General features: G+C 53.0%; 27 protein-coding genes. 9 read left to right on the top strand and 18 right to left on the bottom strand.

Annotated elements, in window-relative coordinates; genetic code table 11:
* The first annotated feature begins 11 nt into the window (after positions 1-11).
* Genes thiM through BZK41_RS06550 form a run of 3 tightly spaced genes read left to right on the top strand, consistent with a single transcriptional unit; the run spans position 12 to position 2,386 of the window.
* Positions 12-800, top strand: a complete 789-nt coding sequence (gene thiM / locus BZK41_RS06560; RefSeq protein WP_079937602.1) for a hydroxyethylthiazole kinase — start codon at positions 12-14, stop codon at positions 798-800.
* On the top strand, positions 797-1,597 hold the full coding sequence (gene thiD / locus BZK41_RS06555) for a bifunctional hydroxymethylpyrimidine kinase/phosphomethylpyrimidine kinase (protein WP_079937601.1): 801 nt from the start codon (positions 797-799) through the stop codon (positions 1,595-1,597). Before thiM ends, thiD begins: the two co-directional genes overlap by 4 nt.
* A 42-nt stretch (positions 1,598-1,639) precedes the next feature.
* Positions 1,640-2,386: a GntR family transcriptional regulator gene (locus tag BZK41_RS06550; protein ID WP_008785236.1), complete on the top strand. Its 747-nt coding sequence runs from the start codon at positions 1,640-1,642 to the stop codon at positions 2,384-2,386.
* Here the strand turns inward: BZK41_RS06550 and BZK41_RS06545 are convergent.
* From BZK41_RS06545 to BZK41_RS06535, 3 genes are read right to left on the bottom strand one after another with little or no spacing between them, the layout of a single operon-like run.
* Positions 2,360-3,325 carry a PfkB family carbohydrate kinase gene (locus BZK41_RS06545; protein ID WP_079937600.1) on the bottom strand — a complete coding sequence of 322 codons (966 nt, stop codon included), beginning with the start codon at positions 3,323-3,325 and terminating at the stop codon, positions 2,360-2,362. The genes BZK41_RS06550 and BZK41_RS06545 overlap by 27 nt on opposite strands.
* Entirely contained in the window at positions 3,322-4,326 is a 1,005-nt protein-coding gene (locus tag BZK41_RS06540) for an ADP-ribosylglycohydrolase family protein (RefSeq protein ID WP_079937599.1), read from the bottom strand. The genes BZK41_RS06545 and BZK41_RS06540 overlap by 4 nt, the downstream gene beginning before the upstream one ends.
* The gene (locus BZK41_RS06535; RefSeq protein WP_003027315.1) at positions 4,323-5,600 is read right to left on the bottom strand and encodes a nucleoside permease; all 1,278 of its coding nucleotides are present in this window, start codon (positions 5,598-5,600) and stop codon (positions 4,323-4,325) included. Before BZK41_RS06535 ends, BZK41_RS06540 begins: the two co-directional genes overlap by 4 nt.
* Before the next feature lie 252 nt (positions 5,601-5,852).
* On the opposite strand from BZK41_RS06535, the gene fbaB reads away from it, so the two are divergent.
* Positions 5,853-6,905: a class I fructose-bisphosphate aldolase gene (fbaB, locus tag BZK41_RS06525; RefSeq protein ID WP_079937597.1), complete on the top strand. Its 1,053-nt coding sequence runs from the start codon at positions 5,853-5,855 to the stop codon at positions 6,903-6,905.
* Between the two features lie 20 nt (positions 6,906-6,925).
* On the opposite strand, the gene yegS is transcribed toward fbaB, so the two are convergent.
* From yegS to BZK41_RS06490, 7 genes are all read right to left on the bottom strand, one after another.
* Positions 6,926-7,825 (bottom strand): lipid kinase YegS, encoded by a 900-nt coding sequence (gene yegS / locus BZK41_RS06520; RefSeq protein ID WP_003834418.1) that lies wholly within the window; start codon positions 7,823-7,825, stop codon positions 6,926-6,928.
* Positions 7,826-7,956: 131 nt separating this feature from the next.
* Positions 7,957-8,688 carry an arginine ABC transporter substrate-binding protein ArtJ gene (gene artJ / locus BZK41_RS06515; protein ID WP_079937596.1) on the bottom strand — a complete coding sequence of 244 codons (732 nt, stop codon included), beginning with the start codon at positions 8,686-8,688 and terminating at the stop codon, positions 7,957-7,959.
* A gap of 226 nt (positions 8,689-8,914) precedes the next feature.
* On the bottom strand, positions 8,915-9,583 hold the full coding sequence (gene artM, locus BZK41_RS06510) for an arginine ABC transporter permease ArtM (protein WP_003840185.1): 669 nt from the start codon (positions 9,581-9,583) through the stop codon (positions 8,915-8,917).
* Positions 9,583-10,299 carry an arginine ABC transporter permease ArtQ gene (gene artQ / locus BZK41_RS06505; RefSeq protein WP_003027301.1) on the bottom strand — a complete coding sequence of 239 codons (717 nt, stop codon included), beginning with the start codon at positions 10,297-10,299 and terminating at the stop codon, positions 9,583-9,585. Before artQ ends, artM begins: the two co-directional genes overlap by 1 nt.
* A 6-nt stretch (positions 10,300-10,305) precedes the next feature.
* Positions 10,306-11,037, bottom strand: a complete 732-nt coding sequence (gene artI / locus BZK41_RS06500) for an arginine ABC transporter substrate-binding protein ArtI (protein ID WP_003027298.1) — start codon at positions 11,035-11,037, stop codon at positions 10,306-10,308.
* 16 nt (positions 11,038-11,053) lie between these two features.
* Entirely contained in the window at positions 11,054-11,782 is a 729-nt protein-coding gene (artP, locus tag BZK41_RS06495; RefSeq protein ID WP_079937595.1) for an arginine ABC transporter ATP-binding protein ArtP, read from the bottom strand.
* A 225-nt stretch (positions 11,783-12,007) separates the two neighbouring features.
* Positions 12,008-12,523, bottom strand: a complete 516-nt coding sequence (locus BZK41_RS06490; protein WP_079937594.1) for a lipoprotein — start codon at positions 12,521-12,523, stop codon at positions 12,008-12,010.
* 520 nt (positions 12,524-13,043) lie between these two features.
* Between BZK41_RS06490 and BZK41_RS06485 the strand changes: the two genes are divergently transcribed.
* From BZK41_RS06485 to BZK41_RS06470, 4 genes are all read left to right on the top strand, one after another.
* Positions 13,044-13,256 carry a cold-shock protein gene (locus tag BZK41_RS06485; protein WP_079937593.1) on the top strand — a complete coding sequence of 71 codons (213 nt, stop codon included), beginning with the start codon at positions 13,044-13,046 and terminating at the stop codon, positions 13,254-13,256.
* Positions 13,257-13,266: 10 nt separating this feature from the next.
* Positions 13,267-13,455 carry a cold-shock protein gene (locus BZK41_RS06480; RefSeq protein WP_071692589.1) on the top strand — a complete coding sequence of 63 codons (189 nt, stop codon included), beginning with the start codon at positions 13,267-13,269 and terminating at the stop codon, positions 13,453-13,455.
* Between the two features lie 203 nt (positions 13,456-13,658).
* Positions 13,659-13,982, top strand: a complete 324-nt coding sequence (locus tag BZK41_RS06475; protein ID WP_001160725.1) for a heavy metal-binding domain-containing protein — start codon at positions 13,659-13,661, stop codon at positions 13,980-13,982.
* Complete coding sequence (locus BZK41_RS06470) at positions 13,979-14,809, top strand: N-acetylmuramoyl-L-alanine amidase (RefSeq protein ID WP_079937592.1); 831 nt, start codon at positions 13,979-13,981, stop codon at positions 14,807-14,809. Before BZK41_RS06475 ends, BZK41_RS06470 begins: the two co-directional genes overlap by 4 nt.
* On the opposite strand, the gene BZK41_RS06465 is transcribed toward BZK41_RS06470, so the two are convergent.
* The 4 genes from BZK41_RS06465 to poxB all read right to left on the bottom strand — a co-directional run bounded on the left by BZK41_RS06465 (position 14,806) and on the right by poxB (position 20,233).
* On the bottom strand, positions 14,806-15,819 hold the full coding sequence (locus BZK41_RS06465; RefSeq protein ID WP_079937591.1) for an NAD(P)-dependent oxidoreductase: 1,014 nt from the start codon (positions 15,817-15,819) through the stop codon (positions 14,806-14,808). The two genes, BZK41_RS06470 and BZK41_RS06465, sit on opposite strands and share 4 nt — an antisense overlap.
* Before the next feature lie 97 nt (positions 15,820-15,916).
* Complete coding sequence (locus BZK41_RS06460; protein ID WP_079937720.1) at positions 15,917-17,347, bottom strand: SDR family oxidoreductase; 1,431 nt, start codon at positions 17,345-17,347, stop codon at positions 15,917-15,919.
* A 10-nt stretch (positions 17,348-17,357) separates the two neighbouring features.
* A complete protein-coding gene (ltaE, locus tag BZK41_RS06455) occupies positions 17,358-18,359 on the bottom strand; it encodes a low-specificity L-threonine aldolase (RefSeq protein WP_079937590.1) in 1,002 nt (333 codons plus the stop codon).
* A gap of 155 nt (positions 18,360-18,514) precedes the next feature.
* Positions 18,515-20,233 carry a ubiquinone-dependent pyruvate dehydrogenase gene (gene poxB, locus BZK41_RS06450; protein ID WP_079937589.1) on the bottom strand — a complete coding sequence of 573 codons (1,719 nt, stop codon included), beginning with the start codon at positions 20,231-20,233 and terminating at the stop codon, positions 18,515-18,517.
* Between the two features lie 153 nt (positions 20,234-20,386).
* Here poxB and BZK41_RS06445 point away from each other — a divergent pair, with 153 nt between their 5' ends.
* Positions 20,387-20,821 carry a DoxX family protein gene (locus BZK41_RS06445; RefSeq protein WP_079937588.1) on the top strand — a complete coding sequence of 145 codons (435 nt, stop codon included), beginning with the start codon at positions 20,387-20,389 and terminating at the stop codon, positions 20,819-20,821.
* 71 nt (positions 20,822-20,892) lie between these two features.
* Here the strand turns inward: BZK41_RS06445 and BZK41_RS06440 are convergent, their stop codons facing one another.
* From BZK41_RS06440 to BZK41_RS06425, 4 genes are all read right to left on the bottom strand, one after another.
* Entirely contained in the window at positions 20,893-22,509 is a 1,617-nt protein-coding gene (locus BZK41_RS06440) for an FAD-NAD(P)-binding protein (RefSeq protein ID WP_079937587.1), read from the bottom strand.
* A 199-nt stretch (positions 22,510-22,708) separates the two neighbouring features.
* Positions 22,709-23,677, bottom strand: a complete 969-nt coding sequence (gene hcr / locus BZK41_RS06435) for an NADH oxidoreductase (protein WP_079937586.1) — start codon at positions 23,675-23,677, stop codon at positions 22,709-22,711.
* Positions 23,678-23,687: 10 nt separating this feature from the next.
* Complete coding sequence (gene hcp / locus BZK41_RS06430) at positions 23,688-25,340, bottom strand: hydroxylamine reductase (protein ID WP_079937585.1); 1,653 nt, start codon at positions 25,338-25,340, stop codon at positions 23,688-23,690.
* 154 nt (positions 25,341-25,494) lie between these two features.
* Positions 25,495-26,394: a lysine exporter LysO family protein gene (locus BZK41_RS06425; protein WP_016150624.1), complete on the bottom strand. Its 900-nt coding sequence runs from the start codon at positions 26,392-26,394 to the stop codon at positions 25,495-25,497.
* Positions 26,395-26,400: the final 6 nt, after the last annotated feature.

Below are 26,400 nucleotides of genomic sequence, written 5' to 3'. Positions count from 1 at the left end.
GGAGCTGAACCATGCAGCCTGACCTGCACAGCCGCGCGCTCGCGGCTCACACTTTGCACCAATTTAGAACCCTTTCCCCGCTTACACACTGTATGACCAATGAGGTCGTGCAAAGCTTTACGGCCAATACATTACTGGCGCTGGGCGCATCACCTGCGATGGTGATCGAGCCTGAGGAAGCCAGCCAGTTTGCTGCTATTGCCAGTGCCTTGCTGGTTAATGTCGGCACCTTAACTCAGGAGCGGGCCACGGCGATGCGTGCCGCAGTTGAGCAGGCTCATTATACTAAAACCCCGTGGACGCTCGATCCCGTTGCCGTAGGCGCGCTTGAGTTTCGCCGCCGCTTCTGCCTGGAATTATTGTCACTACAGCCTGCTGCTATTCGTGGCAACGCTTCGGAAATACTTGCTCTGGCTGGCATGAACGGTGGAGGACGCGGCGTGGATACAACTGATACAGCTGTCGCCGCGCTTCCGGCTGCGCAGGTTTTGGCTCGTCAGATTGGGACCATTGTCGTTGTTACCGGCGAAGTGGATTACGTCACCGACGGTCAGCGTACACTTTGTGTGGACGGCGGTGACCCGTTGATGACTCGCGTGGTGGGCACTGGATGTGCTCTTTCAGCGGTTGTTGCGGCCAGTTGCGCTTTACGTGGTGACAGACTTGATAACGTCGCCTCCGCCTGTAGCTGGATGAAACAGGCTGGGCAAATCGCCACACAACAATCAAACGGACCGGGTAGCTTTGTCCCGGCATTTCTCGACGCCCTCTATAACCTGAACGCCCAGGAGCAAGCATGAAACGGATTAACGCATTAACGATCGCCGGAACCGATCCAAGCGGTGGCGCGGGTATTCAGGCTGATTTAAAAACCTTCTCGGCGCTGGGCGCTTACGGTTGCTCGGTTATCACGGCGTTGGTGGCGCAAAATACGCGCGGGGTGCAGTCGGTGTATCGTATTGAACCTGACTTTGTCGCCGCACAACTGGACTCGGTGTTGAGTGATGTGCGTATCGACACCACTAAAATCGGTATGCTGGCGGAAACGGATATTGTTGAAGCGGTCGCCGAACGCTTGCGGCGTCATCGGGTACAAAATGTGGTGCTGGACACGGTGATGTTGGCGAAAAGTGGCGATCCGTTGTTGTCTCCTTCGGCGGTAGAAACACTGCGTACCCGTTTGTTGCCCCATGTTTCGATTATCACCCCTAATTTACCCGAAGCAGCTGCGCTGCTCGGGGCATCGCATGCACAAACTGAGCAGGAGATGTTAGAGCAGGGAAGGGCGCTACGGGCGCTGGGCTGCGAGGCGGTATTGATGAAGGGTGGTCATCTGGATGACGCGCAAAGCCCCGACTGGCTCTTTACTCGCGATGGTGAGCAGCGTTTTACCGCACCAAGGGTGATGACCAAAAATACCCATGGCACTGGTTGTACGCTATCGGCGGCGTTGGCAGCCCTGCGTCCGCGCCATAACAACTGGGCCGATACCGTACAGGAAGCCAAACTGTGGCTTTCAGCGGCGCTGGCACAGGCCGACACGCTGGAAGTTGGCGAAGGAATCGGTCCGGTGCATCATTTCCACGCGTGGTGGTAATGGGTATACTGGCTGCAGAAACGGCGGCCAGGAAAAAGATAAATGGAACAAGCGCATACCCAACTTATCGCACAACTGAATGAACGTATTTCAGCGGCGGATAACACGCCGCTGTATATGAAATTTGCGCAGACGGTGAAGAATGCTGTGCGCAGTGGGATCCTGGAGCATGGCAATATCCTGCCCGGAGAGCGCGATCTCAGCCAGTTGACCGGCGTTTCTCGGATTACGGTACGCAAGGCGATGCAGGCCCTGGAAGAAGAAGGTGTAGTAACACGAGCCCGCGGTTACGGAACGCAAATTAACAATATCTTCGAGTATTCGCTCAAAGAAGCGCGCGGTTTTTCTCAGCAGGTGGTGTTGCGCGGTAAAAAACCGGATACGTTGTGGGTTAACAAAAGAATTGTGCCTTGCCCGGAAGAGGTGGCACAGCAGTTGGCTGTTGTCGCAGGGAGTGATGTCTTCTTGCTCAAACGCATTCGTTACGTTGATGAAGACGCTGTTTCTATTGAAGAGTCCTGGGTACCCGCACATCTAATTCATGACGTGGATGCCATCGGTGTTTCACTGTATGACTATTTTCGTAGCCAGCATATTTTCCCACAGCGTACGCGCTCACGCGTTAGTGCCAGAATGCCGGATGCAGAGTTCCAGGCGCACATTCAAATGGATAGCAAAGTGCCGGTACTGGTGATCAAGCAGGTAGCGCTTGATCAGCAGCAACGGCCTATTGAATACAGCATCAGCTATTGTCGAAGCGATCTATACGTTTTTGTGTGCGAGGAGTAGCTCCTCGCGCGACGGGGCGCAATCGCCGCCGCGATGCCCAACTACCCAGGACGCCACCGCGTTACCTAGCAGCACTGAGTCGGCCAGCGTCCAGCCAGACGCCAGTCCGGCCAGCATGCCGCCAGCGTGGCTGTCTCCCGCGCCGATAGTATCAACGACCGCCGTTGTAAATGCCGGTACGCAGCCGGATGTCTGTGCGCTGAAATACCATGCGCCGTCTTTATCGTGGCGCACGACCACCGGTGCGGTGAAACGCTGCACCCATTCTGCGCCAAAACCTTCCACATCCTGACTCAATGCAAACCGCTCGGCAGCAATTTCCGCCTCCTGACGATTGAGGGACACCAGCGGACGGCAGGCCATAATTCTTGCCAGTAAGGGCTCGGAAATGTCGCCGATGCGCGGGCCAAAATCGATAAACGGCGTTACGTCTTCCAGGCCTTCCAGCCACTGCACCAGCAGTTCACCGCACGGGGACGTTAGTTGATAACCCGAGAGATAAACCAGACTATCGAGTGGGATCTCCAGCTGTGCCAGCCAGTCAGCGTTCCACTGATTCTCAACGCCGCTAAAAGACATAAAGGTACGCTCGCCATCCGGCTCCACCAGCGCCAGACACCAGCCGTTATCACCTTCGGCGTTGTCGATCTGGCTGTGCAGTCCCTCTTTTGCCATCCGGTTGCGGATGATGTCGGCCCACACTCCCTGACCCAGTGGTAGAGCATTGCAGGCGTCGATACCTAAACGCTTGAGCGCCACGGCAATATTGAGCGCGCAGCCGCCAACGTTAACACCTTGCTGCTTGAGCTCGATATCACAGCCGCGCCAGGGGAGGGCATACGCATCGGCAATGATATCAATCACCGCCGCACCCACCACCGTTACTGGCCGCTGTGTACGTAACTGCGAGAGAAGTTGTTGCAGATGCGTATTGCTCATAGCGCCTCCCGCTGCTCGCGCAGTCGCATCAATCCACTGGCGTAACGGATAAAGTCCAGTTGATTCACCGCATCCAGTTCATGTTTTAATACCGGGTTAATCGCTCTTACGCCATGGAGCGCGCCACAAATGGCGGTTGCCATCGCCCCGATGGTGTCGGTATCGCCGCCGAGGTTCGCGCACAGAATGGCGCAGCGGTTAGGATCGGTCTGCGCCAGTTCAACCATGGCGATGGCGCAAGGCACGGACTCAATGGTACTGGTTCCGGCGCCCACAACCTGATACAACTGCTCGCAGGCAGACTCAGTGCCGTCGGCATTACGGACGATTTTCAGCGCCAGCTCAAGTCGTGCAGAGAGTGATGCGCTAAAGGTCGTGATCCTTTTTTGCTGCGCATGCAGGGCAATGGCAGGTAGCGCATCGACAATCTCTGACCACTTGCCTCCGTCGATAGCGCTTGATACCGCCCACGCGACCACAACTGCGCCAGCGATAGCCAGATCCGATTTATGCGTTGGGCTGGAGGCCAGTGCCACATCATCAATAAAGGTATCAAGATCGCGGGCGGGCAGCAGGCATCCCAGCGGGGAAACGCGCATTGCCGCACCGTTGGTCACGCCGTTGTTTTCCAGTTCGGCGACCGGTTTTCCGTCACGAATGGCTTTCAACGCAATTTTCGAGGTCGGACCGAGCACGTTTTTATTAAAAGCATCAAATTGCTCGGCCCAGGCCAGAATATTGCGACCAATAACGTCAGGCACAATTTCGCCGTCGCACTCAAGCAGGGCATCTGCCAGACACAGCGCCATGGACGTGTCATCAGTGAACTCCGCCTGGTTAAAATAGCAGGCGGCATTATTTTCCGCAGGGCCGGGTAAAAAACGGTCGATCCAACCGAAGTGTGCTTTAACACGGGTTCTTGGCCACAGTTCCGACGGCATGCCCATCGCATCCCCTAACGCCTGCCCATAAAGAGCACCGAGAATACGTTCTGCTTTCATTTTACTTCCCCTTGTTTCAACGCTACATCGCGATCGTCCACCTTAATGGCGGTGATTTCTTTGTCTGATTCGCGAAAGAAAATCATAAACATGACGGCAATGACGGCAATCATGACCGCGCCAAATCCCCACATGCCAGCCCAGTTAAAGGTGAGACCATTAACCGGTTCCTGATAAGCAAACATCTTTTCCATCATCACGCCGCCCAGACGGTAACCGAGCAGACTGCCGAACCCCTGACAGCAGAGGGTGATAAGTCCTTGCGCTGCGGTGCGCATGTGTACCGGCGCTTTTTTATCGACATAGATGTAAGCCGTGACGTAATAGAAGTCGTAACTGACGCCGTGCAGCAGAATGCCGAGAAACAGCAGGGCGTAAGTGAAATATTCTTCCGCACCGCCGTAAACGAAAAATCCGTAGCGGATCGCCGCAGTAATAAGACCAAGTAACAATACCTTTTTAATGCCAAAGCGTTTGGTGAAAAACGGTAGCGCCAGCATAAAGAAGATTTCAGAGAACTGGCCCAGTGTCATCCAGCCGGTGGCGTTTTTCATTCCGACTTCTGTCAGATAGCCGTTGGCGAAGATGTAATAGAACGCCAGCGGCATCGCGAATAGGAAAGAGCAAAAGAAGAAGACGAGGAAGTTCTTATCGCGCAGCAGGATCAGCGCATCCAGACCCAGCATGACTTTGAAATCCATTTTGCCGGTACTTTTTGGCGGCGTATCCGGTAAGAAGAACGCAAAGACGCCCAACAGCGCGGAGCTTCCGGCCGTGATCAGCAAGGGAATATTAGTCGGTGAGATATCGCTATAGCCAAGCATTTGCGGTAAGAAACCGCAGGCCAAACCGGAGGCAATCCAGCCAATGGTTCCCATCACGCGGATGCGTGGGAAATCACGCTCAACGTCCGGTACGTTGGCAAAAGCAATGCTGTTGGTCAGCGCAATCGTCGGCATATAGGTCAACGAATAGGCCAGTAACAGAGGGAAGAATCCGCTAAAGGTGGTTTGCTGGGCAGCGAAGTACATCAGAATAGCGCCGACGAACATCAACACCGCCAGCACTTTTTGCGCGGAGAAAAAGCGGTCAGTGATTGAACCGACCAGAATGGGCGACAGGATCGCCGCAATGGCGGTACAGGCGTAGGACCAGCCTATCTCTCCAGCGCTAAAGCCGCTTTTACTCAGCCACAGCCACAGCGGTACAAACCAGGCGCCCCAGATAAACCACTCTACAAACATCATGAACGACAGCTTAACTGTAGTTTTCATCTTTAAATCCTTCATGACAGGTAAGGTACGCGCTGATAGTACCATTCAATAATACCTTTGAAATACCTTTGAGATTAAACTTTGACCGTCTTAACATTATTTTTTCCTGAATCGAGCCAGCAGAAGTTGCTGAAAAGTGCGCTAAAGATGGAAAAAAAGCGCAGTCGGTACCAGGCTTAATGCTGCCCGCAACAAAGCGGGTCAGGACAATCCACATTCCGGTTTCAAATCGGAAATTACGGGAGCATAGCTATGACTGATATTGCGCAGTTGCTTGGCAAAGACGCCGACAACCTTTTACAGCATCGTTGTATGACCATTCCTTCTGACCAACTTTACCTGCCTGGACATGATTACGTCGATCGCGTGATGGTGGATAACAACCGGCCGCCTGCCGTGCTGCGTAATATGCAGACGCTGTATAACACGGGGCGACTTGCCGGGACAGGGTATCTGTCGATTCTACCGGTGGATCAGGGGGTAGAGCATTCCGCTGGAGCTTCGTTTGCCGCTAACCAGTTGTATTTTGATCCGAAGAATATTGTGGAACTGGCTATCGAAGCAGGATGCAACTGCGTGGCATCAACTTATGGCGTGCTGGCTTCTGTCTCCCGCCGCTACGCGCACCGTATCCCGTTCCTCGTTAAAATTAACCACAACGAAACGCTCAGCTATCCGAATACCTTTGACCAGACGCTGTATGCCAGCGTAGAGCAGGCGTTCAATATGGGTGCGGTTGCAGTGGGGGCAACCATCTATTTCGGTTCTGAGGAATCTCGCCGCCAGATTGAAGAGATTTCTGCAGCGTTTGAGCGCGCCCATGAGCTGGGTATGGTTACCGTATTGTGGGCGTACTTGCGTAACTCCGCGTTTAAAAAAGAGGGTGTGGATTACCATGTTTCCGCCGATTTAACCGGGCAGGCGAACCATCTGGCTGCCACTATCGGAGCGGATATCGTTAAGCAAAAAATGGCGGAAAATAACGGTGGGTATAAAGCGGTTAATTTTGGCTACACCGACGATCGCGTCTACACCAGGTTGACCAGTGAGAATCCAATTGACCTGGTGCGTTATCAACTGGCGAACTGTTATATGGGGCGCGCCGGATTAATTAACTCTGGCGGGGCGGCCGGCGGCGACACCGACCTGAGCGATGCAGTGCGTACAGCGGTGATTAACAAACGTGCGGGCGGCATGGGGCTGATTCTGGGGCGTAAAGCGTTCAAGAAAACCATGGCCGACGGCGTTAAGTTGATTAACGCCGTACAGGACGTTTATCTGGACAGCAAAGTCACTATTGCCTGATCCCTCGGATTGTCGTCGGGTTAGCGCAACAGTGGACAACCCGGCGGGAGTCTGCAACGTAGCGCAGCGGGCAAGATTTCAATATGAAACTCTTGTCCGCTGAGCGGTTCGCCATCGAGATTAAAGGTAATTTCGTGCGGGGCGCGGATATCAAACCACGACGATGCGCCGTCAATAATATTAGGGTTGTCTTCGGATTGCGTTAATGCCGAAAGCAGCCCTGGCAGTAGTTCCTCGCCGGTAAAAATGCGCAGTTGCAGCAGACCGTCGTTGATTAGCGCCGTTGGGCAAAGCTGTTGCCCACCACCAGCCTGGCGACCGTTACCGATACCAATCACCAGCGCCTTACCCTGCCAGTGAAAATCTTCCCCACGAATGTCACAGATGTCGGGCTTGAGCGTATCCATGCGCATTAATCCGTGAATAAAATACGATACACCGCCCAATGCGGCCTTGAGTTTTTCCGGCGTTTCGGTGGTGATACGCGTGCCAAATCCGCCAGTCGCCATGTTGATAAAACAGGTTTTATCGTTGACCTGTACCATGTCGATCTCAGTCGCATTTGCGGCAATAGCCAGCTTTAACGCCTTATCAAGGTCGTCGGGTATACCAACGCTGGTGGCAAAGTCATTCGCCGTTCCCAACGGTAAAATACCCAGCGCCGGAATATTGCCGCCCTGCGACTGGATAAGCGCCGTAGAAACTTCGTTTATTGTGCCGTCGCCGCCGCCGGCTATTACCGTTTCAACGCCTAGCTGACGAGCTTCATCAACGTAGCGTTGGGCATCGCCTTTTTCCCAGGTCACGCGAACATGGATTTCCACGCCTTCATCGCGAAGCTTCGCAATGGCATCACGCAGGGGGAGATTATCAGCACTTTTTCCATTGAGGATCAGTAAACTGGCAGGGAACGCTATCATCCGTTTGCCTCACTTTTTTTCGTTTTAACAAGTGTATGCCAGGAAAGCATTTATGGCGTAAGAACTGACTGAAAGCGCAGGCGAAGAGATAAAAAAAGCCGCAGAGCGCGGCTTTTCAGATTGAGCAGACGTTACTGCGGGAACCATTGGTCGCTGATTTTCTGGTACGTGCCGTCAGCTTTGATGGCCGCCAGCGCGCTGTTCAGTTTTTCCAGCAGGGCTTTGTTATCCGGGCGAACCGCGATGCCAAGACCAGTACCGAAGTATTGCGGATCGGTAACTTTGTCAGTGGCTACGCCTAACTGTGGGTTGGTTTTTAGCCATTCGTTAACCACAGCAGTATCACCAAATACACCATCAATACGGCCATTTTTCAGGTCAATAATCGCATTCTGATAGCTGTCGTAGGCCACGGTTTTCACCTCAGGATGTTTATCCTGCAGGTATTTCTGATGCGTGGTGCCGTTTTCCATACCGATGCGCTTACCTTTCAGGTTAGCAAAGGTTTTATAGGTGTCTTTTTTCGCAATCACCAGCGCGGAGTTGGCATAGTAAGGCTGAGTAAATGCTACCTGCTTGCTACGCTCAGGGGTGATATCCATTCCGGAAATTACCGCATCATATTTCTTGAATTTCAGCGCGGGGATCAGGCTATCGAAAGCGTGATTGGTGAAAGTACATTCTGCCTGCATTTGTTTGCACAGCGCCGTTGCCAGGTCGATGTCAAAACCGACAATTTTATTGCTCGCGTCCAGTGATTCAAATGGCGGATACGTGGCTGATACACCGAAACTAATTTTATCAGCAGCTGAGGCGCCAGCGGCGAAAGTAGCAAGTAATGCGGCCAGTACTAACTTTTTCATGGTGGAACTCCCGTCTGTCAATCTTATGATTATTACCGTATTTGCGGCGTGGAGTAACAATGCCATTTAATGAATTTATATGCAATAAAAATGATTAAATATTTTTGCTGACATAAAAAAAGACGGACAATTTAGGTTGTTGTCCGTCTTTATGTTTTTTACTTATGCACATTTGCCGGATGGCGGTGTTAGACCTTATCCGACCTACAAAGGCACAAACACCGATTTAATTCCGATGTTCAAACGCCAGCGCTTTACGCTCTATTAAGCGCATCATCAGCGTCAGCAAGCCGTTGACGATCAGGTAAATCACACCCGCGGCACCGAAGACCATAACGTCATAAGTACGACCGTACAGCAGCTGGCTATAGCCCATGACTTCCATCAGCGTGATGGTGTAAGCCAGTGAGGTACTTTTAAATACCAGCACCACTTCGTTGGAATACGAGGAGAGGGCGCGTTTAAAGGCGTACGGCAACAGAATCGCCAGCGTATCCTTTTTGCTCATCCCTAACGCTCCGCAGGACTGCCACTGGCCTTCCGGGATTGCACGGATAGCGCCGTAGAACAGTTGCGTAGTGTAGGCCGCACTGTTTAACGACAGCGCAATTAAGGCGCATAACCAGGGTTCAGAGAGCAGATGCCACAGAACCGGATATTCTTGCAATGCCGGAAACTGTCCTGGTCCGTAGTAGATCAGGAAGATTTGCACCAGCAGCGGTGTACCGGTAAACAGCGTGATATAAGCGCGAACCAGCCACACCAGCACCGGTGTTTTCAGCGTCAGGATGACGGTAAAGATCAGCGCCAGCACCAGAGCAACCACGATGGAGGCGACCGTCAGCGTCAGGCTGGTATGCAGCCCTTTCAACAATTCAGGTAAATACTCAAGCATCAGCCTGGTCTCCGCTCAAAACGTGTCGCGCGCAGGTCAATGCGTTTGAGAATGTACTGACTCACCAGCGTAATCACCAGGTAGATAGCGGCCGCCACAATGTACCAGGTAAACGGCTCCTGGGTACGGGTGGCAATACTCTTGGTTTGCAGCATCAGATCGTTCACGCTGATAAGGCTGACCAGCGCGGTATCTTTCAGCAATACCAGCCACTGGTTACCCAGTCCCGGTAAGGCATGACGCCACATCTGCGGCATCACCAGACGAAAGAAGATCGCGGCTTTAGACAAACCCAACGCCTGACCTGATTCCCATTGTCCGAGTGGCACGGCCTTCAGCGCGCCACGCAGCGTTTGCGACGCGTAAGCGGCGTACAGTAATGACAGGGCAATGACACCGCACAGGAACGGGCTGACGTCGAAGTTTTCGATCTGCATCTGAACCGGGATTTGTACAAACCCGAGATTGATCGTAAAGCCATCGGCCAGCGTCAGCAGCAGTTGCGAAGAGCCGAAATAGATAAACAGAACCACCAGAATTTCTGGCAGACCGCGCAGGATGGTGACCAGGGCCGAGCCTGCCCATGCCACCGGGCGCCATTTTACTGACTCCCAGACGGCAAAAAACATGGCGAGCGCGAGGCCAATGATCAGCGCACAAACGGCAAGGCCGACGGTCATCCCGGCGGCGCTTGCTAAAGGAAAAAATTCATTCATCAAATATTACTTCTGGAACCATTTGTTGTAGATGGTCTCGTAAGTCCCATCTTTCTTCACTTTTTCCAGCGCAGCGTTAAATTTCTGCTGCAGCTCGGTATTGCCCTGGCGTACCGCGATGCCCAGACCCGTACCGAAGTAATCTTTATCCGTCACTTTGTCACCAACCGCGGCAAGCTTAGGATTGTCTTTCAGCCACTCGGTTACCACAGCGGTATCACCAAAGACGCCGTCAATACGACCGTTTTGCAGATCGAGTTTGGCATTCTGGTAGCTGTCATACGGCACAGTGGTCACTTCCGGATGTTTATCCATGATGAATTTCTGGTGCGTAGTACCGTTTTGAACGCCAACTTTTTTACCTTTCAGCTGGTCAATGCTGGTGTATTTACCCTGCTGGCCCACAAACAGCGCAGAGTTGTCGTAGTAAGGCGTGGTGAACAGAACCTGTTTTTCACGCTCAGGCGTGATATCCATACCGGCCATTACCGCGTCAAAACGACGGAATTTCAGGCTTGGGATCAGGCTGTCGAAAGCCTGATTGGTGAAGGTGCAAGTAGCGTCAATCTCTTTACACAGCGCGTTTGCCAGATCAACGTCAAAACCTACGATCTTGTTATTCGCATCGATAGATTCAAACGGAGGATAAGACGCTTCGGTGGCGAAACGAATGGTTTGGGCTGCGGTAGCGGAAAGGCTAAAACCTGCGATTAGCGCGGCAATCAGAACTTTTTTCATTGTATTGTCCCGAATCTTAGTGAGAAAGATAGTTTTTAAACGCTTCGGTTTGCGGGTTGGCAAAGCAGCTCGCATCCCCAAACTCGACGATATGACCGTTTTCCATATACACCACACGACTGGCCGTTTTACGTGCAACTTCCACTTCGTGGGTGACGATCACCTGAGTAATATTGGTTTCCGCCAGTTCGCGAATGATGCTGACGATTTGGGCGGTAATTTCTGGGTCAAGCGCGGCGGTCGGTTCATCAAACAACAGCACCTGCGGCTCCATCATCAACGCGCGCGCAATGGCCACACGCTGCTGTTGACCACCGGAAAGATGCAGTGGATAGCGATCGCTGTACGGCTTCAGACGCAGACGCTCCAGCAGCTTCTCGGCGCGCGCCATCGCTTGGTCTTTTGTCAGACCCAATACGCGGCAGGGCGCTTCAATCAGGTTCTGCACAACCGTCAGATGCGGCCAAAGATTATATTGTTGAAAGACCATGCCCACGTTCTGACGCAGTTCCCGAATGGCTTTATCGGACGGGGTCTTCGTGAAGTCGAAACGGTTACCCGCAATAGAGAGCATGCCCGAGCGCGGCATCTCAAGCAGGTTGAGTACGCGCAGCAGCGAGCTTTTCCCGGCTCCACTTGGGCCAAGTAACACCAGTGTTTCACCCTGAGGGCAATCCAGCGTGATATCGAACAGCGCCTGATGTGCGCCGTAGAAGCAGTTAATGCCGTTTAATTGAATACTCATTGACACTCGATACTGGCAGTCTGATAGCTATTGAAGCCGCAGATACTACCGTTGACAGAATAGTTATGCAATATTTATGCGTTAAAAGTTAAATGCAAACCGCATTCTTATCTAAACATAGCACAAAATAGCGGAGCCACCAGCGGGTAAGAATAATTGTCGGCATTCTATGCAGAATGCCAGACAATTTATGGGGGTTATGATTCAGACGGGTGAATGGAGCGGTTAGCGGTTTTCGACAGACTGGCGCAGCGTCCCGGCTGGCGCGTGTACGCTACCGCCCAGATAGCGGACATCGTCAACGACCCAGCACTGGCCTTCACGGATCATCAGCACTTCATCACGCCAGCTTTGGTCACCCTGTTTAAGCTCTACGCGCAGTGGAATGTTGCGTGCATCACTATTCGGAATGGTCGATGCGCTGGCGACGCTGGCACTGTCCGGTAACGTGGCGCGGCTGGAGAACGGATCGCTGTTAAACAGGTCGCGATGCGCGCTATCGCGGCTGGCATCGGTCAGCAGTTTTGCCAGATTGTCGCTGAGGTACGGACGAAGGGCGGTAATGTCATTGTTTCGGTGCTGAATACGGTAATCATAGAATTGTTGAGCCACACTGTCTGGCCCACCTTCTATGCATGAACCACTACGCGTGCCGTTGTCTTTATAGACCGGCGTCACGGTAGTACAGGCGCTGAGAAGTAGTGCACATGGAACCAGCAGAGAGAGTTTCGAATAGCGCATAATGATTTCCTTATAAGCTTCCTACTAATTGTGTTCTACGATGAATAATTCGGTCTCGCTAAAGATTGTATGATCGATTAACACATTGTTTTTGCTAAAGCAAATTCGCGGGCGCCCCACCTGAAGCATGTTGGTGGCGCTCGTTGCCAGCTTCAGCTTTAGTATATCAACCTGCAATGGGGCGTTGGCGGCCATTCATGCTTCTTATACTGTATAGACCATCTGAGCATTTGCATGTTCCATTTGCCGCGCTTTACGCCTGGTTAAACAAAACTCGTGCCGTGTTGTTGGCTATAAGGGACTCCGGATGGCTAAAATAAGAGTTGCTTAATCTCGGTGCCCGTGCGTTAATGATCCGGTCGGTTTGAATAACAGACGATATACAAAGTAGTTTACTCAAGCAGTTCTCATTTTCAGGTGTAATCCGTTTATCCCCTCTTTGAGTCTCTTCATTAAGCACTACGAAGTTTCTGTCATAAAAACCAAGCTTGCCGAAAGGCTCAAATTAAGGAATAAATATATGTCTACTAAAATGACTGGTTTAGTTAAATGGTTCAATCCTGAAAAAGGTTTTGGCTTTATTACGCCTGCAGATGGCAGCAAAGATGTCTTTGTCCATTTTTCAGCGATTCAAAGTAATGATTTCAAGACGCTGAATGAAAACCAGAAAGTCGAATTTGGTGTGGAGCAGGGGCCTAAAGGTCCATCCGCAATTAATGTTGTGGCGCTTTGAGGTAACTATTATTACTAATCATATTCACTTTCGCTGTCCATGTTGCCATGGTTCCCAATACAGAACATCAACCTTTGATGTTACTGAAGGAAATCCATTCGGGGCAAAATGTATTTTTTGTAAATCAAAAATGATTACATTTGATAACGTAGCAATGTACATTCAGTCCGGCCAGGCGCCATTAGATTTCAGAAAATAATAATTTCAGGCCCCCACACATCAGGGGGCTTTTTTATTTCTGGCGGCATGCCAGTCAAATAAAAATAAAAACGCACCACCTGAAACCGCTACACATCAACAAGGATAGCAGTTTTATTTGGCGGGTTTCTCTTTGAGTGTCATAGTGTATTGGTTCGATAATGCTTTTGAGATCGTGCTCTTAGCGCAAAAAGGAGATTAATGATGCAGTTTTCGACAACCCCTACGCTGGAAGGGCAGAGCATCGTGGAATACTGCGGTGTTGTTACCGGCGAAGCCATTTTAGGCGCGAACATCTTTCGCGATTTCTTCGCCGGTATTCGCGATATTGTTGGCGGTCGCTCCGGCGCGTATGAAAAAGAGCTGCGTAAAGCGCGTGAAATTGCTTTCCAGGAGCTCGGTGAACAGGCGAAAGCGCTCGGTGCTGATGCGGTAGTCGGTATCGATATCGATTACGAAACCGTGGGCAAAGACGGTAGCATGCTGATGGTGAGCGTCAGCGGTACTGCGGTGAAAACTCGCCGATGAAGCGTCTGTTGTGTCTGTTAGTATTTACGCTGTTGCTGGCGGGATGTGCTGGAGAAAAAGGGATTGTCGACAAAGACGGGTATCAGTTAGATACCCGACGTCAGGCGCAGGCTGCTTATCCGCGCATTAAAGTGCTGGTTATCCATTACACGGCCGATGATTTTGACTCTTCTCTGGCTACGCTGACCGATAAAAACGTCAGTTCGCACTATTTGATCCCAGCAGTGCCGCCGCTTTACCACGGTAAACCGCGTATCTGGCAACTGGTGCCGGAAAAAGATCTGGCCTGGCATGCGGGGATTAGCTTCTGGCGCGGCGCTACGCGTATTAACGATACCTCAATTGGCATTGAGCTGGAAAACCGCGGCTGGCAAAAATCAGCGGGCAGCAAGTATTTTGCGCCGTTTGAGCCTGCGCAGATTCAGGCGTTAATCCCATTGGCGAAAGATATTATCGCCCGCTACGACATAAAACCGCAAAACGTGGTGGCTCATGCAGACATTGCGCCGCAGCGTAAGGACGATCCCGGCCCGCTGTTTCCGTGGCAAGCTCTGGCCGCTCAGGGAATTGGCGCATGGCCGGAAGCCCAGCGTGTGGCATTTTATCTCGCCGGACGAGCGCCCCATACGCCGGTAGAAACCGCGTCATTGCTCGATCTGCTGTCACGCTATGGCTATGAGGTGAAACCTGAGATGACGCCGCGTGAACAGCAGCGGGTAATTATGGCATTCCAGATGCACTTCCGCCCGACGTTGTGGAACGGCGTGGCGGACGCGGAAACGCAGGCGATTGCCGAAGCGTTACTGGAGAAATACGGGCAGGGTTAACGCGGCAGCTTACCGTGGTCACGCAGCCAGGCCGCGGTACGCTCAATCCCTTCATCCAGCGTCACAACGGGCTGATAACCTAACTCTTCCTGGGCGCGGCTGGTATCCAGCGTAAAGTCAAAATTCAGCTTCGAAACGCCGTAATGCGTAAGCTTTGGCTCTTTCGCCGATTTATTGCCTAAACGCTCCATGCTGCGGGCAATCATGTCCAGCATTGGGTAGGGCACGGAGCGGATACGGCAATCAATATTCAGTTCGTCGATAAGCTTCTGCACAATACTGCGCAGGGGGCGATGTTCACCGTTGGTGATGTTGTACGCGCGACCCGACGGCAGCTTATCGCAGGCTTCCTGACTCGCCAGCCACATCGCGTGAACCGCGTTCTCGTAATAGGTCATATCCACCAGCGCACTCCCGCCGTGCGGCAACAGGATACTGCCGTAGTGGTACATCATATGGGCCAGGCGGGGAATAAAGACTTTATCGTGAGGTCCGAACAAGCTTTGCGGGCGCAAGACAGTAAAGCGAGTCTGCGGGTTGGCCTGGGCGAGCAGCGCAATCACCTCTTCACCAGCCGCTTTGCTGCGGGCGAATTCATTGGCGAAGCGATGGGGACGGAAGTCTTCTTTGATATCGCGATGATGGTGATAATCAAAATACAGCGACGGAGAGGAGATATGAATAAAGTTACGTACGCCCCAGGCTACAGCCCACTCGCCCAGACGGCGGGTAGCACGAACGTTGGCCAGATCAAAAGCTTCCTGAGTTCCCCATGGAGAGGTGAAACTGGAGCAGTGCCACAGTGTGTCAATGCCGGCAAGCATCACTTTTGCCTGCGAAGAGACCAGCTCGGTCAAATCCGCATGCACAAATTCTGCGCCCATTTTCTCCAGCAGCTTGCCCATCGCTTCGTTGCGACCGGTGGCTCTGACGCTGACGCCTTTGCTGCATAAAAACTCAACCGCGTTTCGGCCCAAGCCGCTGGTGGCTCCGGTAACCAGTACCTTCATATCAATCCACTGTGTTTAAAAAACGTCGTGCGCATTCTTCCGTGAAATACGCCTGTATGCAATGGGAAACATGAAAGAATACAGGCTCTTTTTATCATTAGTCTGTGATTTGTTCTGCAAGTTTGGCTATACGCTTCGCCATCCCCCTGAAAATGAACAGGTGGGCGGGGATCATCAACAGCCAGTAGAAGAGGCCAGGCATACCGTGCGGATGCCACCATGCGCGTACATCAATGCGTCGGTGGTCACCTTTATCTTCCAGTGTGAAGCTCAGACGACCCAGTCCTGGCGCTTTCATCCCAAACAGCAGCGTCAGCTGTTTCTCCGGCTCAACGATGATGACTTTCCAGCTATCAACGGTGTCGCCAACTTGCAATAGTGGGTGTTCGGGACGACCTTTTGCCAGCTTATGGCCGACCAGCAGGTCCAACGCCGCGCGCGTCTTCCATAGAATATTGCCAAAGAAATAGCCTTCTTTGCCGCCGAGTCGATTCACAACCTGCCACAGAGCCTTTTTGCTGGCGGAGGTATCAACGCTAAAGCCAGCTTGTTTGGCGAAATAGCCATATTCCGGACGCCAGCGGGCAAACGCCTGTGCGTCGTAACCCCAGTCGCTGGAGTTGACCAGTTTCTCTTCTTCCTTCAACGTGCTACGCACCGCGTCATCAAAGGCAATCAGCTTTTGCGGGATCAGCGCACGTAATTCGGTATCATCGGCCAGCAGGTCGTGTTTTAAGCCCTGGATCAGCGCTTTGGCCGTGGTCGGCGGCACTGACGTAATGACGTTCAAAAACCAGACCGAAATCCAGCGGGTAGGAAAGGGGATGGGGATGAGCAGGCGATGTTTGCCGCTGACCGCCATAAAATGCTCGAACTGTTCCTGATAGCTCAACACCTGCGGCCCGGCGGCTTCGAGGACGCGGTGATGTTGTGTGGGATTTTCCAACAATGCCACCAGGTAGTACATTAAATTCTCCAGCGCGATAGGTGTGGTACGCGAGCGCACCCAGCGTGGAGGGGTGAGAACTGGCAGGTTGTAAACCATATCGCGCATTACTTCAAAGGCGGCGGAACCTGCCCCTACGATAATACCTGCACGCAATTCGGTCACCGGTACGTCTGACTCGCGCAAAGTGTCAGCGGTTATCTGTCGCGCACGCAGATGATCGGATTGTTCATGCCGGGGAGCCTGCAACGAGCTCAGGAAAATAAGCTGTTTAACTGGCGTATTACGCAGCGCATCGCGCACGTTCATCGCCACCTGTCGCTCGTGGGCGATAAAGTCACCGCCTTCGCCCATACCATGAACCAGATAATAAACCGTATCAACACCTGTCAGCAGCGGGGTGAGATTATCTGGCCAATTCAAATCGACCTTGTGGCAACTGACATTGGCCAGTTGCTGCTTTTCCAGCCGTTCAATGCGACGTGCCGCAGCCAGCACCTGATGCCCTTGCTGACTGAGCGCCTGTACCAAATGCTGACCAATGTAGCCACTGGCGCCAAGAACCAAAATCCGTTGCGGCACGCCCATCTCCTTATTGGGTTAAAAAAGCGCGCCAGTGGGCGACGACTTCAGCAAGTTGTTCACGTGATACGTCCAGGTGCATCACCAGGCGCACAATCGGGGAGGCGTTAATCAGCACGCCTTGCGCTTTCATATACTCGCCCAGCGCGGCAGCGTGCTCTTCACCAACGCGAACAAACAGCATGTTGGTGTCATGGCGCATGACGTCCGCCCCTGCTTCGCGCAGCTGCTCCGCCATCCAGGCGGCGTTGTCGTGATCTTCCTGTAACCGTGCCACGTTATTTTTCAGCGCATACAGCCCGGCCGCTGCCAGAATACCGGCCTGGCGCATTCCGCCACCGGTCATTTTACGCCAGCGAATGGCGCGCTTGATGTACTCGTGGCTGCCGACCAGCAGCGAACCTACCGGTGTTCCCAGACCTTTGGAGAGGCAAATGGTGAACGAGTCGCAATATTGCGTGACATCTTTAAGTTCACAGCCATAGGCGACGATGGCGTTAAAAATACGCGCGCCGTCTACGTGCAGGGCAAGATTACGCTCACGGGTGAATTCCCAGGCGTCTTTCAGATACTCGCGCGGCAGCACTTTGCCGTTGTGGGTATTTTCCAGGCTGAGCAGACGGGTGCGGGCAAAGTGGATATCGTCCGCTTTGATTTTCGCGGCTACTTTGTCCAGAGGCAGGGAGCCATCCGGTGCGGCATCGATAGGCTGCGGTTGAATGCTACCGAGCACCGCTGCGCCACCTGCTTCGTAGAGATAGTTATGCGCGCCCTGACCGGCAATGTACTCTTCGCCACGCTGACAATGGCTGAGCAGCGCCACCAGGTTTGCCTGAGTGCCGGTGGGTAGGAAAATAGCGGCTTCTTTACCAGAAAGCTCTGCGGCGTATTGCTGGAGGGCGTTAACGGTAGGGTCGTCTCCATACACGTCATCCCCGACCGGGGCTGCCATCATCTCTTCCAGCATGGCGCGACTCGGGCGGGTAACGGTATCACTGCGTAAATCAATCATGGTGTCTCCTTATTACACTTCATCCTTCAAGCTGCCTCGGCGTTGGTCGCACCCTTAAACCCCAGTCACATAGTATACCTATGTGACTGGGGATTTTCGGGCTAGCCGCCTTGATGCATCATGAATGATTTTGTGTGTGATTTAATAAGGATGTTTTACCTGAGCCAGTTCGTTTTCGCCAGTTCGATCACTTCATCACCGCGCCCGCTGATGATTGCGCGTAGCATATACAGGCTAAAACCTTTGGCTTGTTCGAGTTTGATCTGCGGCGGGATCGCCAGCTCTTCTTTTGCGACGACCACATCGACCAGCACCGGGCCGTCAATCGACATCGCCCTTTGCAGCGCTTCATCAACCTCTGAGGATTTTTCCACGCGAATGCCTGTAATGCCGCAGGCTTCGGCAATCCGCGCGAAGTTGGTGTCGTGCAGTTCGGTGCCGTCGGTCAGATAACCGCCCGCTTTCATCTCCATTGCGACAAATCCCAGCACGCTGTTGTTGAAGACAATAATCTTCACCGGCAGCTTCATCTGTACAACCGACAAAAAGTCGCCCATCAGCATGCTAAAGCCGCCGTCACCGCACATTGCCACAACCTGGCGTCCTGGGTCGGTCGCTTGTGCGCCGAGTGCCTGCGGCATGGCATTCGCCATCGACCCGTGGTTAAACGATCCGAGCAGGCGACGTTTGCCGTTCATTTTCAGATAGCGTGCTGCCCACACCGTTGGCGTGCCAACGTCGCAGGTAAAGATGGCATCGTCAGCGGCAAAGTGGCTGATCTGTTGTGCCAGATATTGCGGGTGAATGGCTTTATCGCTGGGGTTGGCTAAATCATCCAGCCCTTTGCGCGCCTCGCGATAGTGCTCCAGCGCTTTGTCCAGGAACTGCCGCTCGGTTTTCTCTTCCACCAGAGGCAGTAGGGTACGGAGAGTGGATTTAATATCGCCTACCAGCGCCATATCAACTTTACTATGCGCGCCAATACTCGCCGGATTGATATCAATCTGAATAATTTTGGCGTCGGTGGGGTAGAACGGGCGATAGGGGAACTGGGTACCGAGTAGGATCAGCGTGTCGGCATTCATCATGGTATGGAAACCGGATGAAAAGCCAATCAGCCCGGTCATACCCACGTCATAAGGGTTATCGTACTCAACATGCTCTTTACCACGCAGGGCGTGAACAATCGGCGCTTTGATTTTAGCCGCAAACTCAACGAGTTCTTTATGTGCACCGGCGCAGCCGCTGCCGCACATCAGGGCGATATTGCTGGAGTAGCGCAGCAGTTGCGCCAGTTTTCTCAGCTCTTCTTCTTGTGGAGTCACCATCGGGAGCGGCGCATGATACCAGTGCGTGGTGGCGCTTTCTGGCGCAGGTTTTAGCGCCACGTCACCGGGTAAAACCACCACGGAGACGCCACGGTTGAGCACCGCCTTACGCATGGCAATTGCCAGCACCTGTGGGATCTGTTCTGGGCTGGAAACCAGCTCGCAATAGTGGCTACATTCGCGGAACAACTCTTGCGGGTGGGTCTCCTGAAAATAACCGCTGCCTATTTCACTGGAGGGAATATGCGCGGCGATTGCCAGGACCGGAACGTGGTTACGGTGACAATCAAACAACCCGTTGATCAGGTGCAGGTTGCCTGGCCCGCACGAGCCTGCACAGACGGCCAGTTCGCCTGTCAACTGCGCTTCAGCGCCCGCGGCGAAGGCTGCAACCTCTTCATGACGGGTTGGCATCCAGTCAATTGTTCCCATACGATTCAGACTGTCACTCAGACCATTTAGCGAGTCACCCGTTACACCCCAAATGCGTTTTACGCCAGCCTGTTCGAGTGTTTTAGCAATAAAAGCGGCAACCGTTTGTTTCATGGTTTTCCTTCTCCTCTAATGTGATACCGGTTACAAGTTTAGATGAAGATAATAGTTATGCTTCTCATTTCCCCCTTATTTCCGGCAGGTTTCATTTAACCTGTATTAAGCGTAGTTTGTTATTGGACATGGTGAAACAAGGAATAAATTCAAATGGTTATAAAACTATTAAATTCAGTTAACCGAGTACTGACGCACGAAGATTTTGGCAAGTTTTTGTTACGCCTTGCCGTCGGTGGACTGATGCTGTTTCATGGGCTGCATAAACTGTTTTCTGGTATTGATGGCATCAGCGGCATGCTAATAGCGAAAGGTTTCCCAGGCTTTATTGCGTACGGCGTTCTGCTGGGAGAGGTTGTGGCACCGTGCCTGATTATTCTTGGCATCCTGACGCGTCCTGCGGCGTTGGGGCTGGCGTTTACGATGGTTGTGGCATGGCTGATGGTCGGGATGGGCGAAACCTGGTCACTGGATAAAACGGGCGCATGGGCGATTGAAAGTCTGGTGTATTTCTTCATCGGCGCGCTGGCCGTGGCGTTTTTGGGGGCGGGCCGATTCTCCGTTGCCGGAAATTCAGCCTGGCGATAGTTTGCCATCCGATAGTCACTACAGAGGCGGGAACGCGTAGCATTTCTCCGCCTCGTCATTCAATCTGACTGCTAATCCATGTCGTCACTGTTCCATAGTTTGTGCCGACGTCTCTGCGCTTGTTGCGTCAATGCCTTTGCCATCGCGGCGCCGATTTCTGCGCTGACCACCAGTCCCTGAATAAACGGACGATCGTGCATTAACCACGGTAGCCCGCCAAAAGCGATGCGATTGCGGGCATTCTCTGGGGCTTGCAGGGTGTAATCTTCGCCAATATCCGGGATCTCATCGCCACAGGCCAGCAGCTGATCGCGTAGCGTCGGGAACGGGATATCTTTGCTCTGCAATGCCCGTTGTCCTCGGGCGTCAATAAACACATCAAATTCGCTGCGTCGACCATGGTGGTAAATTACCGTCATTTCCTGTTCATTCGTACGCTTATAATCCGCGCCGAGTGCGAGGATCTCAATCAGCCCGGCGTCGTGCAGCGCCAGCAGTCGGCGGACAGACTCAGACGGGATTGCCGCATAGTTATCAATAAATACCCGCGCCAGTCCGCGCCTGAAACGTTTTTCGTCGCAGGTATCAAGGTGAGGGACTATCTCCTCGATAACCTCGTGCAGGCGCAGCAAGGTATAGCGCCAGACGACGGTATGCTGTTCCTGCTTGTTGCGTTCCACCTCCACCAGATTACGCCTTGCCCAGTCAAAAGGATCGTGTTTGAGCCTGTCGGTAAAATAGACTTCGGGGAACGTGTCGGCGTTAAGCGTCGCAAGCGCTACCTGTTGGCACCAGCCTGGCGCCGCATTTTGCAGTTGTTGCGCAATAAGCTGAAAGATGCGGTCCAGTAATCCGTTTTGGCCGTGGGCAATGGCATCTTCAATTGCTTCTGGCGTCGCGATATTCAGCGATTCATACGGAAGGGGGCAGTAAAAATCCGCTTCAGGCAGTACCCCACTGCGCGACATCAGGGTCAGCTTCAGATTTCCAATGTCGGATTTAGGTGTGAATTGTAGTGAATGGTCGGTATTGGTAGTGAAGGTACCATGCTGACTGGCCACAGCCATCGCGGCATCGATAGCGCTTAGCGAGGTGCCCAGAATCCCTACCCGGCAAGCGCTAATCTGGACGTCCATCAGACCGGTCCACGGGCTGGGGAAAAACTTGCGTGCCTGATCATCCGTTTCGGGCCACAGATGACCGGTGGCGATAGCGGCGAAATCCACCTCAACGGGCTGTGACGCGTGGTTGATCCATAAAGAAACCCCATTCGGGTCTGCTCGCAGGTCGGTGACTTCGCTCGATTCATGTACGCGAATCGTGAAACCGGCTTTTTGCGCTTTATCGACAATGGCTAAGAAACGATCGCGATAATAGTCGCCGAGGATCACGCGGGGCAAAAATTGCCGCTCATGCAAAGAGGTGCGTTCAATCTGAAACTGGGCCAGATAGTCATGGTTTTGATTTTGTAGCCACGTCAGATAGCTGATATAGATCGGCGGGATCTCAATGCTGGCTATATTTGCCAGCATGTGGTCTGCGTTGTTATCGCTGTTATAAGGCATGCCAACGCCCGCCTCTTCAGCTTGCTCATAAAGCTCTATTTCCAGCGGTTCACCGCGCTCAACCAGAGCATGAAACGTATAAATCCCGGTGGGACCGATGCCGACAATGGCCACTTTTTTCATGGGGATCCTTGTAGAAAGTTCGACGTGGTAGTCGGGAATTATGCTTAATCTGCGCAGGATAAGTGTGGCCGATAATTTGCGGGGGAAGAGGGTATTTTGCCGGGGAGAGTGAAAACATCAGAATTTTGCAGCGCCTGAGAGCATAAAAAAGGCCACCCGGTACAGCCAGGCAGCCTTTTGCACATCAGATACCGGCCAATTACGCCAGCACTAAATCACCCTGCGGATGACAGGAACAGGCCAGCACATAACCTTCAGCGATTTCTGCGTCGGTTAGTGTCATGGTGCTGCTGACCGTATAGTTACCGTCAACCACTTTGGTTTTGCAGCAGCCGCAAACGCCTGCACGGCATGCGGCGACAACCGGAACTTTGTTGCTTTCCAGCGCTTCCAGCAGCGTACTGCCCACCGGCGCGTAAAACTCTTTCGCCGGCTGTAGCTTGGTAAACTTCAGACCACTGGTGGCGGCTTCGGCAACAGGTGTGAAGAACTGCTCTTTAAAGAAGCGCGTCACGCCCAGCGCTTTGACTTCTTTCTCGACCAGATCCATATACGGTGCCGGGCCACAGGTCATCACGGTACGCGAGGCCAGATCCGGTACGCTTTGCAGCCGTTCGGTAGTCAGTCGGCCGGAAACAAAACCTTCGGTGGCATTGTTTTCAGCGACTAATGTCACCGGATATTCACGCCACTCGTCGGCAAAAATGACATCTTGCGGCGAGCGAACGTTAAAGATTACCTGTACATCCGCTTGCGGGCGGTACTTTGCCAACCAGCGACGCATTGACATGATTGGCGTAACGCCACAGCCTGCGGCCAGCATCAGGAACTTGTCTTCCGCTTTATCTTCACAGGTGAATTCACCCATTGCATCAGACAGCCAGATATAGTCGCCGCGCTTCACGTCACGGGTTAGCCACTGTGAACCTGCGCCATCGTCAATCCGGCGGATGGTCAACGTAATGTACTCGCTAACGCCCGGCGTTGAAGAAATGGTGTAAGCACGCAGCGTATCCGCTGAATTACGTACGCTGACCAGTGCATACTGCCCGGCGCGGTAAGGATAATAATCGTGGCACAGCAACGAAATTGTCCATACATCCGGCGTTTCCTGATGGATGTGGTGAACCTGCATCCGCCATGGGCACTGATGAGTTGGCATTGTCATTCTTTACTCCTTACGCGCTCAGCAGTTGCTTCATGTCTTCTTCAACGGTGGTCACGGAACGCAGACCAAATTTCTCGTTGAGAACTGCCAGCAGATCCGGTGTGAAGAAACCAGGCGCAGTCGGGCCAGTGACGATGTTTTTCACGCCCAGAGACAGCAGGGTCAGCAGAATAACAATCGCTTTCTGTTCGAACCAGGAGAGCACCAGAGACAGCGGCAGATCGTTCACGCCACAGCCCAGTTTCTCAGCCAGGGTTACCGCCAGGATGATGGCAGAGTAAGCATCGTTACACTGACCGGCATCCACCAGACGCGGCAGACCTTCGATATCGCCGAACTCCAGTTTGTTGAAACGGTATTTACCGCAAGCAAGGGTCAGGATCAGGCAGTCATCCGGCACGCTGGTGGCGAAGTCGGTGAAGTAGTTACGTTCACCACGTGCGCCGTCACAACCGCCAACCAGGAAGATGTGACGCAGTTTTTCGCGGCTCACCAGGTCGATCAGGGTATCAGCAGCGCCCAGCAGGGTCTGACGACCGAAACCTACGGTGATCAGGTGCGGAATTTCACTGTACGGGAAGCCAGCCATCTGCTGTGCCTGAGCGATAACCGGACCGAAGTTGTCGCCTTCGAGGTGGCTCACACCCGGCCAACCGACGATGCTACGGGTCCAGATACGGTCGTCGTACGCGCCAACGGTCGGGTCGATGATGCAGTTAGAGGTCATCACGATTGGGCCAGGGAAGCGAGCGAATTCAACCTGCTGGTTTTGCCAGCCGCTGCCGTAGTTACCGATCAGGTGCTTGAACTTACGCAGTTCCGGGTAGCCGTGTGCCGGCAGCATTTCACCGTGAGTATAGACGTTAACACCGGTACCTTCGGTCTGCTCCAGCAGGTTGTACAGATCTTTCAGGTCGTGACCGGAGATCAGGATGCACTTACCTTCGGTTGCTTTTACGTTGACCTGAGTCGGGGTCGGGTGACCGTATTTGGTGGTTTCACCGGCATCCAGAATGCTCATCACTTTGAAGTTCATCTGGCCGATTTCCATTGAACACTCCAGCAGAGCGTTCATATCGGAAGGCCAGGTACCCAGCCACGCCATGATTTTGTGGTACTGAGCATAGATATCGTTGTCGTACTGACCAAGAACGTGCGCGTGCTCCATGTAAGCTGCCGCACCTTTCAGGCCGTACAGACACAGCAGACGCAGGCCGAGAATGTTCTCGCCGATGGTTGCTTTGTCTTTGTTCGGGGTAAATTCAGCGGCCTGACGTTGCAGGTCGCCCAGATCGTCGCTGACCAGTTGCAGATCGGCCATCGGGTTGGCGACCGCCGCATTAGCGTCGATGTTCAGGCATTGCGCTTTCAGGGCGTCGCGCATGGCGATAGCTTCACGGGCATAGCCAACAATACGCGGGGAGTCGAAGTTTACGTTGGTCAGCGTGGAGAAGAACGCACGCGGCGCAAAGTTATCAACCTCATGGTCGATGATGCCGTATTCACGTGCTTTAACAGCCCATGCAGACAGACCTTGTAGGGAAGCAATCAGCAGATCCTGCAAATCGGAGGTTTCAGCCGTTTTACCGCACATACCCTGCGCGTAAGAGCAGCCGTTTCCTGCCGGAGTACGGATGGTTTGTTCACATTGCACACAAAACATGGTCACACCTTTAAAGTTATATTTAATATACATGTTTAAGGTTATGCCTGTGCGCGAAGGGATAAAAGGGATTTCTGCTACTACTTGCAGGGAGATTGATTTAGCGCAATTTTGGCGGTAGCTGACTACCGCCAGAGAGGTATTTGTCCCGGCGTCAGGCGGAGAAAAACGCCATCAGCAGAGGCACTAACAGACTCAGAATAAAGCCGTGGACGATGGCTGCCGGGACCATTTCCAGACCGCCGCTGCGTTGTAAAACGGGCAGGGTGAAATCCATTGATGTCGCGCCGCATAATCCCAGCGCGGTAGAGCGGCTGCGGCCCACCATTCCTGGAATCAACATAATGGCGATCAGCTCACGGGCCAGGTCGTTAAAGAAGGCGGCACTACCAATCACCGGTCCGAACGATTCGGTCAACAGAATACCGGACAGGGAATACCAGCCAAAACCCGATGCCATCGCCAGCGCGGTTTTCAGCGGCAGACCGAGGATCAACGCGTTTATAACCCCCGCCAGCATCGAACTGGCGACGACGACGACGGCCACGATCATCCCCCGACGGTTCAGCACAATTTGCTTTAAGGTCATACCGCTGTTGCGCAGTTGAATCCCCACCAGGAACAGTAAAAAGATTAACGTATATTCGCTGGCTTCGGTGGCATGCTGCAGAATGGGAAGCCCAGTGAGGCCGAGCAGGAAACCGATGACGACGACGCCACAAAGCTGAAGCGACTCAAGCGCCATTGCAATTCGCGAGGGGAGCTTTTCTTGCTTGTGGTTGTGTCTCCAGGGCAGCGAACGCTCCAGCCAGAACAGCGCTGCAATGTTACACAGTATAATGACCGTCACGCTGACCGCAGAATAATGAAGAATGGCTAGCAGGTTACTGGCGAGATTATCCAGAAACGCCAGGCTAATACCCATAAAAAAGAGAATAAGGTAGACGATCCAGCTTAACAGGCGATTGATAAGTTGTAATGCAGTCCTGTGCCGGAGCGGAATAAGGTAGCCCACAATAAGGGGAACCAGAATGATTAACAGCCCTGAAAACATGAAAAC

The sequence above is a fragment of the Citrobacter sp. A316 genome (assembly GCF_002042945.1).
GTDB classification, from domain to species: Bacteria; Pseudomonadota; Gammaproteobacteria; order Enterobacterales; family Enterobacteriaceae; genus Citrobacter; species Citrobacter portucalensis.
The sequence above is the reverse complement of the archived record's forward strand: the minus strand, read 5'-3'. Positions and strand labels throughout refer to the sequence as shown.

Bases quoted from the DNA above. Each gene is read 5' to 3' on its own strand.
- artI (WP_003027298.1), bottom strand. From the start codon at position 11,037: ATGAAAAAAGTTCTGATTGCCGCGCTAATCGCAGGTTTTAGCCTTTCC.
- BZK41_RS06445 (WP_079937588.1), top strand. From the start codon at position 20,387: ATGGTTATAAAACTATTAAATTCAGTTAACCGAGTACTGACGCACGAA.
- BZK41_RS06535 (WP_003027315.1), bottom strand. From the start codon at position 5,600: ATGAAAACTACAGTTAAGCTGTCGTTCATGATGTTTGTAGAGTGGTTT.
- BZK41_RS06490 (WP_079937594.1), bottom strand. From the start codon at position 12,523: ATGCGCTATTCGAAACTCTCTCTGCTGGTTCCATGTGCACTACTTCTC.
- poxB (WP_079937589.1), bottom strand. From the start codon at position 20,233: ATGAAACAAACGGTTGCCGCTTTTATTGCTAAAACACTCGAACAGGCT.
- hcp (WP_079937585.1), bottom strand. From the start codon at position 25,340: ATGTTTTGTGTGCAATGTGAACAAACCATCCGTACTCCGGCAGGAAAC.
- thiM (WP_079937602.1), top strand. From the start codon at position 12: ATGCAGCCTGACCTGCACAGCCGCGCGCTCGCGGCTCACACTTTGCAC.
- ltaE (WP_079937590.1), bottom strand. From the start codon at position 18,359: ATGATTGATTTACGCAGTGATACCGTTACCCGCCCGAGTCGCGCCATG.
- artQ (WP_003027301.1), bottom strand. From the start codon at position 10,299: ATGAATGAATTTTTTCCTTTAGCAAGCGCCGCCGGGATGACCGTCGGC.
- artP (WP_079937595.1), bottom strand. From the start codon at position 11,782: ATGAGTATTCAATTAAACGGCATTAACTGCTTCTACGGCGCACATCAG.
- BZK41_RS06440 (WP_079937587.1), bottom strand. From the start codon at position 22,509: ATGAAAAAAGTGGCCATTGTCGGCATCGGTCCCACCGGGATTTATACG.
- BZK41_RS06465 (WP_079937591.1), bottom strand. From the start codon at position 15,819: ATGAAGGTACTGGTTACCGGAGCCACCAGCGGCTTGGGCCGAAACGCG.
- BZK41_RS06470 (WP_079937592.1), top strand. From the start codon at position 13,979: ATGAAGCGTCTGTTGTGTCTGTTAGTATTTACGCTGTTGCTGGCGGGA.
- BZK41_RS06485 (WP_079937593.1), top strand. From the start codon at position 13,044: ATGTCTACTAAAATGACTGGTTTAGTTAAATGGTTCAATCCTGAAAAA.
- artJ (WP_079937596.1), bottom strand. From the start codon at position 8,688: ATGAAAAAGTTAGTACTGGCCGCATTACTTGCTACTTTCGCCGCTGGC.
- BZK41_RS06425 (WP_016150624.1), bottom strand. From the start codon at position 26,394: ATGTTTTCAGGGCTGTTAATCATTCTGGTTCCCCTTATTGTGGGCTAC.
- thiD (WP_079937601.1), top strand. From the start codon at position 797: ATGAAACGGATTAACGCATTAACGATCGCCGGAACCGATCCAAGCGGT.
- BZK41_RS06540 (WP_079937599.1), bottom strand. From the start codon at position 4,326: ATGAAAGCAGAACGTATTCTCGGTGCTCTTTATGGGCAGGCGTTAGGG.
- hcr (WP_079937586.1), bottom strand. From the start codon at position 23,677: ATGACAATGCCAACTCATCAGTGCCCATGGCGGATGCAGGTTCACCAC.
- fbaB (WP_079937597.1), top strand. From the start codon at position 5,853: ATGACTGATATTGCGCAGTTGCTTGGCAAAGACGCCGACAACCTTTTA.
- BZK41_RS06545 (WP_079937600.1), bottom strand. From the start codon at position 3,325: ATGAGCAATACGCATCTGCAACAACTTCTCTCGCAGTTACGTACACAG.
- BZK41_RS06550 (WP_008785236.1), top strand. From the start codon at position 1,640: ATGGAACAAGCGCATACCCAACTTATCGCACAACTGAATGAACGTATT.
- BZK41_RS06475 (WP_001160725.1), top strand. From the start codon at position 13,659: ATGCAGTTTTCGACAACCCCTACGCTGGAAGGGCAGAGCATCGTGGAA.
- yegS (WP_003834418.1), bottom strand. From the start codon at position 7,825: ATGATAGCGTTCCCTGCCAGTTTACTGATCCTCAATGGAAAAAGTGCT.
- artM (WP_003840185.1), bottom strand. From the start codon at position 9,583: ATGCTTGAGTATTTACCTGAATTGTTGAAAGGGCTGCATACCAGCCTG.